We start from the raw sequence: 14363 nt of genomic DNA, 5'->3' as shown, positions 1-14363 counted from the left end.
CGGCCCGTGGGACGCACATGGGATAGGGATTGACGATGCAGACATTCCTGCCGTACGCCGACTTCAGCAGGAGCGCCGCCGCGCTGGACCCGCGCAGGCTGGGCAAGCAGCGGGTGGAGACGATCCAGGTGCTGCGCGGACTCACCGTCCCCGGCTACGGCTGGCGCCACCATCCCGCGGTCCGGATGTGGACCGGGTACGAGGAGGCACTCGTGCGGTACGGCCTGGACGTGTGCGCCGCCTGGACCGCCGAGGGCAGGGCGGACACCTGCGCCACGACGCTGCGCGCGGACCTCGCCGGGGCGCTCGGGCGCACCACCGTCCGTACGTCCGCGGAACTCGCGGCGGCGCGGGAGCTGCCTCCGTGGCTGGGCGACGAGGGGCTGCACAGGAGTCACCGCTCCGCGCTGGTGCGCAAGGACCCGGACCACTACCGCCCGCTGTTCCCGGACGTGCCGCCCGACCTGCCGTACGTGTGGCCGCCCTCGGACCGCCCGGCGCGGTGACGGAGGACGCGGTGCCGGACGGATCGGGGGCGGACGGATGACGGCCCGGCCCGTGACCGTCGCGGAGGTCGCGCGACGGCCACGGGCCGGGCCGGGGGCGTCAGGCGTCCAGCGAGACGATCATCTTGCCGGTGTTCTCGCCGCGCAGCAGGCCGACGAACGCGTCGTAGGCCTTCTCGATGCCCTGGACCTTCGTCTCGTTGTACTTCAGCTCGCCGGAGGCCAGCCAGCCGGCCACCTCCTGGACGAACTGCGGCTGCAGATCGGCGTGGTCGCCGACGAGCATGCCCTGCAGGCGCAGCCGCTTGCCGATGACCAGGGCCAGGTTGCGGGGGCCCGGGGTGGGCTCCGTCGCGTTGTACTGGGCGATCATCCCGCAGATGGTGGCGCGGCCGTGGACGTTCATCGAGGAGATCGCGGCTTCCAGGTGCTCGCCGCCGACGTTGTCGAAGTAGACGTCGATGCCGTCGGGAGCGGCCTCGGCGAGCTGGTCGCGGACGGGGCCGTTCTTGTAGTTGAAGGCGGCGTCGAAGCCGTACTCCTCGGTGAGGAGCTTGACCTTCTCGTCGGAACCGGCCGAGCCGATGACCCGGGAGGCGCCCTTGAGCTTCGCCATCTGGCCGACCTGGCTGCCGACCGCACCGGCGGCACCGGAGACGAAGACCGCGTCGCCCTCCTTGAAGGAGGCGACGTCGAACAGGCCGGCGTAGGCGGTGAGCCCGGTCATGCCGAGCACGCCGAGGTAGGCGGACAGCGGGGCCAGCGAGGCGTCGACCTTGACCGCGTGCTTGGCCGGGACGTCGGCGTACTCGCGCCAGCCGAGGCCGTGCAGGACGTGGTCACCCACGGCGAAGCCCTCGGCGTTCGACGCGATGATCTCGCCGACCGCGCCACCCTCCATGGGGTGGTCGAGCTTGAAGGGCGGGGTGTACGACTTCACGTCGTTCATCCGGCCGCGCATGTACGGGTCGACCGAGAAGTGGAGGTTGCGGACGAGGACGCGGCCCTCACCGGGGGCGGCCACCGGCGCCTCGCGCAGCGCGAAATCCGTGGGCTCGGGCCAGCCGTGCGGGCGGGCGACGAGGTGCCATTCGCGGCTGGACGTGGGAAGTGCAGACATGGGCTCGGGTTCTCCTCGATGTCGTACGGGGGAAGCGGAAAAGCTTCAGGACGTGAAACAACCATGCGTCCAGATATTTCACCTTGTCAAGTAATTGGGTACCCTGGGTGTCATGGCCTCCTCGCGCACCGACCCGCTCACCCTCGACGTCATCCAGCTCATCGGCGGAGTCGTGGCGCGCTACCACGAGGAGTACGACCGGGCGGCCGCCACGCACGCGCTGACCGGCGCGCAGGCCAGGGTGCTCGGGCTGCTCTCGCTGCAGCCGATGCCCATGCGCAAGGTTGCCCGGAAGCTGAAATGCGAACCCTCCAACATCACGGGCATAGTCGACCGGCTGGAGCTCCGTGGCCTGGTGGAACGCCGCCCGGACCCGGCCGACCGGCGGGTGAAGCTCGCCGCCCCGACCGAGGAGGGCATCCGGATGGCGGAGCAGCTCAGGGACGCGCTGGACTTCGCGCGGGAGCCGCTGGCCGAGCTGTCCGAGGCGGAGCGCACGGTACTGCGCGACCTGCTGCGCCGGATGCTCGGCGAGGACACCGCCTAGCCGGAGCTCCGGCCCCCGCCCCGGCCCGAGGTCAGCAGAAGATCCACCACCGGCAGGTCTCGGTGGGCGACGGCGTGGGGGTGGGTTCGTCCGAGGGCTCGGGCTCCGTGGGATCCGCCGACGGCGTGGCCGGGTCCGACGGCTCGGCCGGCGGTCCGGTCACCTCGGGATCCGGCGTGGCCGGGTCCGACGTGGAGGCCGAGGCCGCCGGGGGTGCGGAAGTCCGCGGGGCGGCCCCGGTCGCCGCCGCGTCGCCGGCCGGTCCGTCGGTGGCCGTCGCGGAGTGGGAATCGGTGACCGGCACCACGGTGGGGGCGTCCACCGGGGCGGGCCCGTCGGGCTCCGTGCCCGACGACGCCGACGGCAAGGGCTCCGTGGCGGAGGACGTCGCCTCGCTCACGTACTCCGAGGCGCCGCTGTCGCCCCCGGGCTCCATGGCCAGCTCGGCCAGGCTGAGCGCTCCCAGCGCGAGCACCACACCCACGGCCGTCAGGAGCAGCGCGCGGCCTCGCCTGCGGTGCGTACGGCGGCCGCGCCTCCGGGTCTCGCCCCGGGCACGGCGACGGCGGCCGGTGGTGTCGAGGGCCTGCGAGGCGGCTCGGGCGGGCTCCGCGTCACGGCCGGGGCGGTCGGCGGGGACCGCGAAGGGGACCAGCGCGTCGGCGGGGGTCCCGCAACCGGCGCAGGCGAGCGCCCCGTTGAGATGCCGTTGGCAGGGGTGGCAGTAATCCATCGCGCCCGCAGACTAGACGGGCGGGGAACGCCGCTGGAAGGCACACAGGTGAGGATCCTGTGTGGAATCCGGGACTCCGACGCGCGCACTCCCTCGCGCGTGGCAGGCGGCAGGATGGGTCACATGACCGCTCCCGCCCCGTTCGGGCCGCTCCAGTTCCAGCTCGTCCTGCTGCGCCGGATGGCCGACCACCAGCCGGACCTGGTGGAGGAGGCCCGTCATGAACTGAGCGCCTCGCTCGCCGAGATGCGGGAGGCGAACCGCCGCTGGCAGGCGATGCTGCGCGCCCCGCGCGGCCGGGGTGCGCTGCGCCGCTACCGCTCCGTCCTGGGCGAGCCCGAGTCGTCCGTACGCCGCAGGATCGGCGACCTGGAGTGCGACGCGCTGCTGTGGCCGCTGCCGCTCTGGCCCGATCTGCGCTTCGAGGTGATGGCGGGCCCCGGCGGGGCCGTGTGGAACGAATGGCTGGTCCGCGCCCCCGGATCGGCCGGCCCCGAGCCGCGCACCGCCGCCGACCTGCTCCCGTGGTCCTGCACCGTGGACGAGGTGGCCAGGGCCTTCGCCCCGGTGCGCCCCATGGAGGGCAGCGCGCCGACCCGCTGGGCGCTGGCGTTCACCGACCCGGCCGACGGCGGTCCCCGCGTGGCCGAGTTCACCTGGGGGCTGTTCCAGCGACTGCTGCCGGGCTCCGGCTGAGATCTGTCGTGCCGTCAGTTCGGGGTCCCCCCTACGGCTCACCCAGCGCGCGCCTCCCCCGCCCCGGCCTGAGGATGCAAGGAGGACCGGCTGCCGCCGGTACCCGCCGCCAGCGCTCTCGGGAGACCTCGCCGTGACCGTCAGTCTCGAACAGTTGCGCCGTTGCCACATCGCCGTCGACCTCGGGGCCGCGAGGACCCGCGTGTACGTCAAGGGAGTGGGTCTCGTCGTCGACGAGCCCAGTGTCGCCGCCGTGAACATGCGTACCGGCTCGCTCATCGCGGTCGGCGCGCTCGCCGAACAGATGACCGGCCGCACGCCCGCCTACATCCGGGTGGCCCGGCCGGTCTCCGGCGGAACCGTGGTCGACATCGACATGGCCCAGCGCATGCTGCGCCACCTCCTCGGTGAGAAGCTCCGCCGTCAGCTGCGCCGCAAGCCCCGGCTGCGGGCCGCCGCGTGCACCCCGCACGACGCCGATCCGCTGGCCCAGCGGGCGACCGTCGAGACCCTCGTGGGACTCGGGGCCCGGCGGGTGGAGCTGGTCGACACCCTGATCGCGGCGGCCCTCGGCTGCGGGCTCCCGGTCGAGCAGCCGACCGCCACCATGATCATGGTGTGCGGGGCGGCGACCACCCAGATCGCCGTGCTCTCGCTCGGCTCGATCGTGACCGCCGTCCGCGTCCCGATCGGCGGCGAGGCCATCGACAACGCGGTCATCCAGCACCTGCGCCAGCACCACCAGCTGGTGCTGCCCAGCCAGTCGGTGCGCCCCCTGCAACTGGCGCTCCGGGGCAACGGCCTCACCCTCAACGGTCCGGCGACGACGGAGATCCACGGGCGGGACGTGGTCACCGGCCTGGCCCGTTCGGTCGAGGTCGACACCGCCGCCGTGCGCCAGGCGATCCACGCACCGCTCACCGCCGTGCTCGACGGGCTGGGCAAGGTGCTGCGCGACTGCCCGCCCGACCTGGTGGCCGACATCGCGGAGTCCGGGATCATGATGGTCGGCGGAAGCGCCCTGCTGCCGGGGTTCGACCAGATGCTGCGCGAAGCGACGGGCGTACCGGTGAACATCGCCGAACGACCGGACGTCTGCTCCGTCCTGGGACTGGGCGCGATGCTGGACGGCACGGTCCAGCCCCTGTCCCTCGCCCCGGTCGCGGGCTGAGAGCCGGAGCGCTCGCCGGTGGCCGGGACGGACCTCGACCTGCGGACCACCCTCCAGCACGTCGTGGACACCGCCACGGCGCTCACCGGGGCGCGCCACGGCGCACTGGCCCTCTTCCACGGGGAGGACCGCCGGGTCACCGACCTGTTCACCGCCGGGATGTCCGACGCCGAACGACGTGCCGTGGCCCCGCTCCTGCACGGACGCACGGGGCTTCTCGGGGCGCTGGTGGACGATGAGCGGGCCGTCCGCGTCGACGATCTGACGGCGCCGCCGCACTCCCGGGAGGTGCCGGCCCCGCTCACGGTCCGCTCCTTCCTCGCCGCCCCCGTCCGGGTCCACACCGAGGTGCTCGGCGGTCTCTGCCTGACTGCGGAGGAACCGGGCCGCTTCACCGACACGGAACGGACACTGCTGCGGCTGCTCGCCTCCCAGGCGTCCGCGGCGATCGGCGGCGCCCGCCTGCACGAGGCGGCGAGGCAGCGGGACCACTGGATCGAGGGAGCGGCCGCCGTCACCAGGGCGCTGCTGACCGGGGCGGGTACGACGGACGCCCTGACGACCGTCGCCGAGCGGGCCCGCGTGCTGGCCGGGGCGGCGGCCGGGGTGATCCTCCTGCCGACCCCGGGCGGCGGGATGGAGATCGTCGCGGCCTCCACCCTCGACGACCCGGCGGGCATCGTGGGCACGGCCATCGAGCCGGGATCCCCCGTCCTCGTCCAGCTGCTGGGCGGCGAGGAGGTCTTCATCGAGGACTCGGCGACGGACGAGCGGATGACGACCGCGGTGCGGTCCCGGTACGGCCCCAGCATGATGCTGCCGCTGCAGAGCGGGGGCCGGCTCATCGGCACGCTCGCCCTTCCCCGCGGACGCGGCGGCGCCCCGTACACGGCGATGGACCGGCTCCTCGCCTCCCAGTTCGCCTCCCAGGCCGCGCTCGCCCTGGTGATGGCCGACGCCCAGCATTACAGGGAGCAGCTGGCGGTCTACGAGGACCGCGACCGCATCGCCCGTGACCTGCACGACCTCGTCGTGCAGCGACTGTTCGCGACGGAGATGATGCTGGAGTCGACCCGGCGCGGTGATCTGGCCGGGGACACCGGGACGGCGGAGCTGCTCGGGCACGCGGTCGACGAGCTGGACTCCACGATCCAGGAGGTCAGGACCGCGATCTTCGCGCTCCAGCAACCGCCAGCCGAAGCGCCCACGACCTTCCGCGGCCGGGTCCTCAGGGAGACGGGTGGCGCGTCGGCGGTGCTGGGATTCCAGCCGTCGGTGCAGTTCACCGGGGCGGTGGACGCGCTGGTCGGGGAGCCGGTGGACGGCGAACTGCTCGACGTGCTGCGCGGGGCCCTGGCCGCCGCGCACCGGCGGGAGGGGGTGTCGGCCGTCGAGGTGGAGGTGGACGCGACGGCACGGCTGCCCGACGGGCGGGCGGCGGTGCGGCTCGTGGTCGCCGACGACGGGCGCGCCGAGGACGGCGAGCGGTCGCCCACGGTCACCTGGCAGGCGCCGCTCTGAGGGCGATCCGGGTGTTGGAGTGGGCCACGCCCGCGTCCTTCTTCAGTCGCCGCAGCAGGGTGTCCAGGGAGCCGGGGTCGGCCGCCGTGGCACGGACGAGGTAGTCGTGGCCGCCCGTCACGTGCACCACCTCGGTGATGCCGGGCAGGGTCAGCACCGAGCGCTCGAACTCCTCGTTCGTCGTGTCGAGACGCAACGACACGTCGATGAAGACGACGAGGCCCGAACGGGTGTCGGCGGCGGGGTCGACGATGACGGTGAAGCCGCGGATCACCCCGTCGCGGCGCATACGGCGTACGCGGTCGCCCGCCGCGTTGGCGCTGAGCCCCACGCGTACGCCCAGATCGCGGTACGAGATACGGGCGTCCTCCTGGAGAATGCCGAGGATCTCTCTGTCCAGCCGGTCCATACCGGTGATTCTCCCAGCCCGGTCCGGAAACGGCGTCCGAGCGGCCTCCCCGGGGGCCGCCCGGCGGGCCTCGGCCCATGGGACGCCTACGGTGCGCCGCCTCCTCGAATGGCTCAACCCGTCGTGCCCCGCCCTCCCCTTCCCCCTTGACTTGCGGTGTGGAGACAACCGCTGCGCAGTCCCCCGCCCCGGTCCGGAGAGAAGCCGCCGCCTTCCGGAACCTGATCACGGCTACGGTCGGCTTCACGCTGACCTTCTGGGCGTGGAACCTGGTCTCGCCGCTGTCGGGGGCCTTCAAGGACCGGCTGGATCTGAGCTCCTTCCAGCAGTCGCTGCTGGTGGCGGTGCCCGTGCTGGTCGGCTCGCTCGGCCGTGTCCCGGCGGGCGCGCTGACCGACAGGTTCGGCGCCAAGCTGATGTTCCCCCTCGTCTCGGCGCTGACGGTCGTCCCGGTGCTGCTGCTCATCCCGGCGAAGGACAACTACGCGGCCATGCTGGCCGTCGGATTCCTGCTCGGCCTCGGCGGGACGACGTTCGCGATCGGGATCCCCCTGGTCAACTCGTGGTTCCCGCCCGCGAAACGAGGGCTGGCGCTGGGCATCTTCGGCATGGGGATGGGCGGAGTCGCGCTGTCCGGATACTTCACGCCGCGGATCGCCGAGCACGACGTGAACCTGCCGTTCTGGATCGTCGCCGGCGCGCTCCTCGTCTACTCGCTCCTCGCCGCGGTCCTCATCACCGACCACCCTGACCGCAAGGTGCCCGAGGACTCGCTGGGCCACCGGCTGGGGCAGGCGGGCCGGCTGCGGGTGACCTGGGAGCTGTCCGCCCTGTACGCGATCGGCTTCGGCGGCATCGTCGCCTTCGGCGTGTACCTGCCGACATACCTGAAGACCTGGTACGAGATGTCACCGACCGAGGCGGGCACCAAGGCGGCGGGGTTCGCGCTGGTCACCGTCGTCTTCCGGCCGGTGGGCGGCTGGCTGTCGGACCGGATCCACCCGGCCCTCGTCACGGCCGCGGCACTGCTGCTGGCGGCGCTGATGGCCGTCGTCCAGGCCTTCGACCCGCCGCTGTACCCTCTCGGCACCATCGCGCTGCTCGCCATGGCGGCCGGACTCGGCACCGCGAGCGGGAGCGTCTTCGCCCTGGTCTCGCAGGTGACGCCGCAGGCCGCGGTGGGCAGCGTCACCGGCATCGTCGGCGCGATGGGAGGGCTGGGCGGGTTCGTCCCCCCGCTGGTCATGGGCGCCATCTACAGCGCGAAGAGCTCGTACTCGATCGGATTCATGCTCCTCTCCGACCTGGCGCTGGCGGGCGCGGTCTACGCCTACGGCCGGATGCGGACCCTCCGGCGCGACGGCTGACCGCGGCTCCGGCCGGGTGCGTCGCGGTGGCGCACACCGGATGCCGCGGTGGCACACACCGGGTGCGGGCTTGCGGGCACCCCATAGGCTCGGCGGGTGACCTCTCTTCTGCCCGCGCTGCGCGGAGCGTCCGGCCGGACGGACTCCCCCGAGGCCGTCCGGTTCGGCGAACACGTCCTGACCTACGCACAGTTGGCCGAGGCGTCCGACGCCCTCGCCACCCGGATCGCGGGGGCGGGCCGCGTCGCCGTCTGGGCGACGTCCACCCCGGAGACCGTCGTCGCCGTCGTGGCGGCACTCCGGGCGGGGGTGCCCGCCGTACCGCTCAACCCCAAGACCGGCGAGCGGGAACTGGCGCACATCGTCGCGGACAGCGCGCCCTCGGCGGTTCTCGCCGGGGCGGCCGACGTACTGCCGCCCGCGCTGGGCGGCCTGGACCGGCTGGACGTCGCCACGGCTGCGCCGGTCCGGGCCGCCGGAGCCGTGCTGCCCCCCGAGCCCTCCGGTGAGTCCCCCGCCCTGGTCGTCTACACCTCGGGCACGACGGGCCCGCCCAAGGGGGCCGTCCTGCCCCGCCGGGCGATCGCCGCTTCGCTGGACGCGCTGGAGGACGCCTGGTCCTGGACCGGTGAGGACGTCCTCGTCCACGCCCTGCCGCTGTTCCATGTGCACGGGCTGATCCTGGGGATCCTCGGCCCGCTGCGCAGGGGCGGTTCCGTCCGTCACCTCGGCAGGTTCTCCGTCGAGGGGGTGGCCAGGGAGCTGCTCTCCGGGGGCACGATGCTGTTCGGCGTGCCGACGATGTACCACCGGCTCGCCGGCGCGCTGACCGGTGCGGACGGCCCCGGGAACCTCGCGAAGGCCCTCGCGGGCGCGCGGCTGCTGGTCTCCGGCTCGGCGGCGCTCCCGGTCCACGACCACGAACGGATCGCCGCGGCCACCGGGCGCACGGTCGTCGAGCGGTACGGGATGACCGAGACCCTCATGAACACGGGCGTACGGGCCGACGGGGAGCCCCGCGCCGGGACGGTCGGGCCCCCGCTGTCGGGCGTCGAGCTCAGGCTCGTCGAGGAGGACGGCACCGTGCTCGGGGACACCGCGTCCATCGGCGAGATCCAGGTGCGCGGGCCGAACCTCTTCACCGGGTACCTGAACCGCCCGGACGCCACGGCGGCCGCCTTCACCGAGGACGGCTTCTTCCGCACGGGCGACATGGCCACGCTCGACCCCGACGGCTATGTCAGGATCGTCGGCCGCAAGGCCACCGACCTGATCAAGAGCGGCGGCTACAAGATCGGCGCGGGCGAGATCGAGAACGCCCTCCTGGAGCACCCCGGCGTGCGGGAGGCGGCCGTCACCGGTGAGCCGGACGCGGACCTGGGCGAGCGGATCGTCGCCTGGGTGGTGCCCGAGGACCCGGCGTCGCCCCCCGGCGAGCAGGAGCTCGCCGCACATGTGGCGGACCTGCTGGCGCCGCACAAGCGCCCGCGCGTCGTCCACCACCTCGACGCCCTTCCCCGCAACGAACTGGGCAAGATCATGAAGAGGTCGCTCGGTGGCTGACTCCGGGTGCGCCCGCGTGTCGGCGCGGGAGGCGATCTCCGCCGTCGCGGGGAGCTTCACGGAACACCGGCCGGCGGCGCGCCCCGCACCGGCGGACGGCCCGCTCGGCTGGAGCGGTTACGGGGAGTCCAGGGCGCGCGCCTCGGCACGGACCGGCGAGGAGGAGTCCGTCGTGTACGGGACCGCCGCCGTCGGGGGCCGGGAGTGCGTCCTGGTGTCGTTCGAGTTCGGTTTCCTCGGCGGCTCGCTCGGCAGCCGCACCGGAGACCGTCTGGAGGCCGCGTACACGCTGGCGGCCGAGCGGCGGCTGCCGCTCGTCTCGCTCGTCGCCACCGGGGGCAGCCGGATGCAGGAGGGCATGATCGCGCTGGTACAGCTGCAGCGCGTGGCTCGCGCGTCGACCTCGCTGAGGGCGGCTGGGCTGGCGCAGATCGCCGTGCTGCGGGATCCGACGACCGGCGGGGGCTGGGCCACCGTGGGGGCCGGCGCCGATGTGGTGCTGGCGCTGCCCGGGGCGCAGATCGGCTTCGCGGGCTCCCGGGTGCGGCCCGCCGACGCGGATCCGTACGCGTACACGGCGGAGGGACAGCTGGCGGCCGGACAGATCGACGCGGTCGTCGCGCCGGAGGAGCTGCCCGTGACCCTGGGCCGCTGGCTGGCCGCGCTCACCGTCACCGGCCCGGTGCAGGCCGCCCCGGTGCCGGAGGCCCTGTCGGCCGCGGAGCTGCCGGCCACCGGCTGGGACGCGGTGGAGCAGGCGCGGGCGGCGGACCGGCCCAGGGCGGAGGCCTATCTGGACGCCTACTTCGACCACCGGCTGCCGCTCGCGGGGGACCGCTGCGGCGGCCGGGACCCGGGGCTGCTCTGCGGGGTGGGCACGCACGCCGGACGGGCCGTGGCGTACGCCGCGCAGTGCGGCACCGCGACCCGTCCGGCGGGCTACCGCACGGCCGCCCGGGTGATCCGGCTCGCGGACCGGCTCGGCCTTCCCGTGCTCACCCTGATCGACACCCCGGGCGCGGCCAACGACGCCGAGGCCGAACGGGCGGGCGCGGGCGCCGCCATCGCGGACGTCTTCGCGGCGGTCGCCGGCGCCCGGGTCCCCGTGACGACGCTCGTGATCGGCGAGGGCGGCTCCGGCGGGGCACTCGCCCTGGCCTCGCCGGACAACACCCATGTCACCGCCGACAGTTACTTCTCGGTGATCGCGCCGGAGCCGGCGGCGGCCATCCTGAAGCGCGGTCCGGACGAGGTGCGGTCCACCGCCGACCAGCTCAGGCTGCGCCCGCAGGACCTGGTGGAGCTCGGAGTGGCCCGGTCGGTGGTCGGCCCCGCGCGGGCTCAGGACACCTGACGGTCACCGGACAGGGCACGCCCGGGAGACCGGACGTGCCCTGCGCGGACCGGTGACGACGCTTCGTCAGCAGTTGACCGTGCGGTCGTAGTTCCCGAGGACCCCGCGGTAGACGTACAGATGGCTGGTACCGGCGGACATCACGTAACACGGGCTGTCCGGGGCCAGCGAGACGACGACCTTCACCGCACGCTCGCCCCCGCACTTGTTCGAGAGAAGGACGTCGAAGCCGGTGGTCGTCTGCGTGACCATGCGGCCGATGCAGGTCGGGGCCGTCGTCGCGGCGGCGGCCGGCGTCGCTGAGATGATCATGGTTCCGCCCAGAGCCGCAGCGGTCACCGCGGCCTGTGCCGCCCTCCGGGTCATACGCATCAAGGACTCCTTGCCGAGAAGGTGGTTACGCAACAGGCGGCAGGCTATGACGACTTGCGCATAATCCGCGCATAGAGTGCGCACAACTCGCCCTCGGTCAGCCGGTCTCGCGGACAGCCGCACGCACGGCAGGGAGTAACGGTGCATTTCGCCCTTCTCGGCCCGCTGGAAGTCTCCCGCGACGGCGGACGGGTCGGCCTGGGCTCCGCCAAGCAACGCCTGCTGCTGGCAGCCCTGCTCCGGCGTCCGTCCGAGACCGTGCCGACCGCGGCACTCACCGTGGCGCTCTGGGGCGACGACCCGCCGGCCTCCGCCGCCGCGAACCTCAGGACCTATGTGCGCGGTCTGCGGACCGCTCTGGGCGACGGCGCCCCCTGGGACGGGGTCGCGCGCACACCGGGCGGCTACCTGCTCCGGGTCGAGCCGGGACAGCGGGACGTCGACGTCTTCGAGGAGGCGGCGGCCGACGGCCGGCGGGCCCTGACCCTGGGCGATCCCGCCCGCGCGTGCGAGGAGCTGGACCGCGCCCTGGGCTTGTGGCGTGGAGCGTTCCTCGAAGGGCTGCCGCTGTCGGACGCGCTCGACCGCTGGGCGGGCCGGCTGGAGGAGCGCCGCTGGAACGCCGAGGAGGACTACGCGGAGGCCCTGATCGCGGAGGACCGCTGTCCGGAAGCGGTCCTCCGGATGCGGGGGCTGGTCGAGCACCGTCCGCTGCGACAGGGCGCCTGGCTCCATCTGATGCTGGGCCTCTTCCGGGACGGCGACGTGGCGGGGGCGCTGGAGGCCCACCGCCGGGCGCGCGAGGTGCTGGTCCGCGAGACCGGCCTCGAACCCGGCCCCGAACTGGAAAGCCTGCACAGGGACATCCTCCGTCAGCGCCCGGTGCCCGCACGGGCCACGCCTGCCCCGGTGGCCCCCAGACCCAGGCAGCTTCCCCTCGTCACAGCCGGATTCGTCGGCCGCGATGCCGCGCTCGCCGCGCTCGACTCCTCCCTCGGCAGCGGGTCCGGCGGGCCGGGAACCGCGGCGATCACCGCGGTCTCCGGAATGGCCGGCGTCGGCAAGACCGCTCTCGTGCTGCACTGGGCCCACGGGGTGGCCGACCGCTTCCCCGACGGCCAGCTCCACGTGAACCTGCGCGGATACGACGAAGAGGGCCCGCTGCCGGCCGCCGACGCCCTGAGGGGGTTCATCGAGGCGTTGGGCGTACCCCAGGCGCGGATACCCTCCGGCACGGAAGCCCGCACGGGCCTCTTCCGCAGCTTGCTGGCCTCTCGGCGCGTGCTCGTGGTCCTGGACAACGCGCGGGACTCCGCGCACGCGCGGCCGCTGCTGCCCGGCGCCGGGGAGAGCGTGGTGGTCGTCACCAGCCGGGAGCGGATGCACGGGCTGGTGACGACCGAAGGGGCGCGGCCGCTCACCCTGGACGTACTGACCGAGCAGGAGTCGACCGGCCTGCTCGTCCGCCGCCTCGGCGGGCGGATCGCCGCCGAACCGGCCGCGGCGGCGGAGATCGTCGCCGCCACCGGACGGCTCCCCCTCGCCCTCGCCGTCGTCGCCGCACGGGTGGCGGACCATCCGTCCTTCTCCCTCCAGGTCTTCGCGGCCGAGCTCCGTCCCGCGGGGGCGCTGCTGAACGCGCTGGAGGACGGCGACGCGCGGCGGATCCTGTCCTGGTCCGCGCTCGCCCTCACCGACGGGGCGGCACGCCTCTTCCGCCTGCTCGGACTCCACCCCGGCCCCGACCTGACCCTGGACGCGGCGGCGGCGCTGGCCGGAGCCCCGGAGCCCGCCGTCCGGCCTCTGCTCCGGGAGCTGACCCGGCTGCACCTGCTGACCGAGCACTCCCCCGGGCGATACCTCTTCCACGATCTGCTGCGGGCCTACGCGGCCGATCTCGTGCGGACCTCGGAGCCGCCCGCGGCACGCGGCGACGCGCTGGAGAGGCTGTACGACCACTTCCTGCACCGTGCTCACGCGGCGGCCGTACTCGTGCAGCCGCAGTGGCCGGCCGTCACGCCCGTGCCCCGGCTGCCGGCCAACAGCGGAGAGCACGTCCGGGACGCCGACACCGCCCTCGCCTGGTTCGCCGCCGAGCACCAGGTCCTGCTGCGCACGGTGGCACAGGCCGAGCGGCACGGCTTCGAGGCGTACAGCTGGCAGCTGGCCTGGGCACTCACCGCCTACCTGGCACCCCACGGTCTGTGGCAGGACCAGCGCGTGGTCCAGGAGACCGCACTCGCCGCCGCCGAAAGAGCCGGCGATCCGGCAGGGCAGGCCATGGCCTGCCGCCTGCTCGCCCGCGCCGAATCCCGTCTCGGGGATCTCGGTGCCGCGGAGAGCCGGTTACGCCGTTCCCTCGATCTGTACGCCCGCCTGGGCGACGCCACCGGCCAGGCGCAGACCCTGCACAACTACGTCGAACTCTGTTACATGGACGGCCGGCTGGCGGAGGCGCTGCGGCACGGCGACGACGCCCTGCGTCTGTACCGCCTTTCCGGCAACCGGGACGGAGAGGCACGCACCCTGAACGCGATCGGGTGGCTGCACGCCGCGGAGGGAGACTACGAACGGGCCATCGAGAGCTGTTCCCAGGCCCTCGAACGGCAGCGGCACGCAGGTGACCGCAACGGCCAGGCCGCCACCCTGGACAGCCTCGGCTTCGCCTATCACCATCTGGCCCGTCATGACCGCGCGGTCACGAGCTACGAGGAGGCCGTCGTCCTGTTCCGGGCCTCGGCGGACCGCTACCACGAGGCGGAGACCCTGGTCCGGCTCGGTGAGACGCTCCTGGCGACGGGCGACACCCGGCGGGCCGAGGACGTCTGGCGCCGTGCCGCCGTGATCTTCGACGCGCTGGGGGACCCGGAGGCCGACTCCGTACGGGAGCGCCTCGCCCTCGTCCGTGAGCCGTGACCTTCCGGCTGTGCGACCGCCCCGCCGGCGGTGCTTCGGCGCGCCGCCGGAGCAGCCGTTGGCTAGCGTGACGGGAGAGCCGTCCGTC

Annotated in this window: 13 protein-coding genes; 9 read left to right on the top strand and 4 right to left on the bottom strand. The window is 73.9% G+C overall.

The genetic code is table 11. The features are described from left to right. The first annotated feature begins 35 nt into the window (after positions 1-35). Positions 36-506, top strand: coding sequence for an MSMEG_6728 family protein (locus tag IA22_RS0102835; protein WP_014156432.1), 471 nt, complete (start codon positions 36-38; stop codon positions 504-506). Between the two features lie 100 nt (positions 507-606). Here the strand turns inward: IA22_RS0102835 and IA22_RS0102830 are convergent, their stop codons facing one another. Then, positions 607-1626 (bottom strand): NADP-dependent oxidoreductase, encoded by a 1020-nt coding sequence (locus tag IA22_RS0102830; protein ID WP_014156431.1) that lies wholly within the window; start codon positions 1624-1626, stop codon positions 607-609. 112 nt (positions 1627-1738) lie between these two features. On the opposite strand from IA22_RS0102830, the gene IA22_RS0102825 reads away from it, so the two are divergent. Then, positions 1739-2173 carry a MarR family winged helix-turn-helix transcriptional regulator gene (locus IA22_RS0102825; RefSeq protein WP_030122640.1) on the top strand — a complete coding sequence of 145 codons (435 nt, stop codon included), beginning with the start codon at positions 1739-1741 and terminating at the stop codon, positions 2171-2173. 31 nt (positions 2174-2204) lie between these two features. Here the strand turns inward: IA22_RS0102825 and IA22_RS0102820 are convergent, their stop codons facing one another. Further along, the gene (locus IA22_RS0102820; RefSeq protein WP_014156429.1) at positions 2205-2906 is read right to left on the bottom strand and encodes an SCO2400 family protein; all 702 of its coding nucleotides are present in this window, start codon (positions 2904-2906) and stop codon (positions 2205-2207) included. A gap of 123 nt (positions 2907-3029) precedes the next feature. On the opposite strand from IA22_RS0102820, the gene IA22_RS0102815 reads away from it, so the two are divergent. From IA22_RS0102815 to IA22_RS0102805, 3 genes are all read left to right on the top strand, one after another. Continuing rightward, on the top strand, positions 3030-3602 hold the full coding sequence (locus IA22_RS0102815; RefSeq protein ID WP_015577049.1) for a hypothetical protein: 573 nt from the start codon (positions 3030-3032) through the stop codon (positions 3600-3602). Between the two features lie 133 nt (positions 3603-3735). After that, complete coding sequence (locus IA22_RS0102810; protein ID WP_014156427.1) at positions 3736-4773, top strand: rod shape-determining protein; 1038 nt, start codon at positions 3736-3738, stop codon at positions 4771-4773. Between the two features lie 18 nt (positions 4774-4791). Further along, a complete protein-coding gene (locus IA22_RS0102805) occupies positions 4792-6294 on the top strand; it encodes a sensor histidine kinase (RefSeq protein ID WP_030122638.1) in 1503 nt (500 codons plus the stop codon). On the opposite strand, the gene IA22_RS0102800 is transcribed toward IA22_RS0102805, so the two are convergent. After that, the gene (locus IA22_RS0102800; RefSeq protein WP_014156425.1) at positions 6272-6703 is read right to left on the bottom strand and encodes an Lrp/AsnC family transcriptional regulator; all 432 of its coding nucleotides are present in this window, start codon (positions 6701-6703) and stop codon (positions 6272-6274) included. The genes IA22_RS0102805 and IA22_RS0102800 overlap by 23 nt on opposite strands. A 158-nt stretch (positions 6704-6861) precedes the next feature. Between IA22_RS0102800 and IA22_RS0102795 the strand changes: the two genes are divergently transcribed. The 3 genes from IA22_RS0102795 to IA22_RS0102785 all read left to right on the top strand — a co-directional run bounded on the left by IA22_RS0102795 (position 6862) and on the right by IA22_RS0102785 (position 10987). Further along, positions 6862-8070, top strand: a complete 1209-nt coding sequence (locus tag IA22_RS0102795) for a nitrate/nitrite transporter (protein WP_030122637.1) — start codon at positions 6862-6864, stop codon at positions 8068-8070. Between the two features lie 96 nt (positions 8071-8166). After that, the gene (locus tag IA22_RS0102790; protein ID WP_015577053.1) at positions 8167-9633 is read left to right on the top strand and encodes an acyl-CoA synthetase; all 1467 of its coding nucleotides are present in this window, start codon (positions 8167-8169) and stop codon (positions 9631-9633) included. Beyond that, entirely contained in the window at positions 9626-10987 is a 1362-nt protein-coding gene (locus IA22_RS0102785; RefSeq protein WP_030122636.1) for a carboxyl transferase domain-containing protein, read from the top strand. Before IA22_RS0102790 ends, IA22_RS0102785 begins: the two co-directional genes overlap by 8 nt. Positions 10988-11053: 66 nt before the next feature. Here the strand turns inward: IA22_RS0102785 and IA22_RS0102780 are convergent, their stop codons facing one another. Next, a complete protein-coding gene (locus IA22_RS0102780; protein ID WP_014156421.1) occupies positions 11054-11359 on the bottom strand; it encodes a hypothetical protein in 306 nt (101 codons plus the stop codon). Between the two features lie 141 nt (positions 11360-11500). Here IA22_RS0102780 and IA22_RS0102775 point away from each other — a divergent pair, with 141 nt between their 5' ends. Further along, positions 11501-14275, top strand: a complete 2775-nt coding sequence (locus tag IA22_RS0102775) for an AfsR/SARP family transcriptional regulator (protein ID WP_030122635.1) — start codon at positions 11501-11503, stop codon at positions 14273-14275. Positions 14276-14363 lie beyond the last annotated feature (88 nt).

The organism is Kitasatospora papulosa (assembly GCF_000717245.1).
In the GTDB taxonomy this organism is placed as follows: Bacteria; Actinomycetota; Actinomycetes; order Streptomycetales; family Streptomycetaceae; genus Streptomyces; species Streptomyces papulosus.
Note: the sequence above shows the minus strand (reverse complement) of the source record. Positions and strands in the feature narration are given on the sequence as shown.

Excerpts from the sequence above, each read along its gene's own strand:
- IA22_RS0102800 (WP_014156425.1), bottom strand. The coding sequence starts at position 6,703 with ATGGACCGGCTGGACAGAGAGATCCTCGGCATTCTCCAGGAGGACGCC.
- IA22_RS0102835 (WP_014156432.1), top strand. The coding sequence starts at position 36 with ATGCAGACATTCCTGCCGTACGCCGACTTCAGCAGGAGCGCCGCCGCG.
- IA22_RS0102825 (WP_030122640.1), top strand. The coding sequence starts at position 1,739 with ATGGCCTCCTCGCGCACCGACCCGCTCACCCTCGACGTCATCCAGCTC.
- IA22_RS0102780 (WP_014156421.1), bottom strand. The coding sequence starts at position 11,359 with ATGCGTATGACCCGGAGGGCGGCACAGGCCGCGGTGACCGCTGCGGCT.
- IA22_RS0102815 (WP_015577049.1), top strand. The coding sequence starts at position 3,030 with ATGACCGCTCCCGCCCCGTTCGGGCCGCTCCAGTTCCAGCTCGTCCTG.
- IA22_RS0102820 (WP_014156429.1), bottom strand. The coding sequence starts at position 2,906 with ATGGATTACTGCCACCCCTGCCAACGGCATCTCAACGGGGCGCTCGCC.
- IA22_RS0102830 (WP_014156431.1), bottom strand. The coding sequence starts at position 1,626 with ATGTCTGCACTTCCCACGTCCAGCCGCGAATGGCACCTCGTCGCCCGC.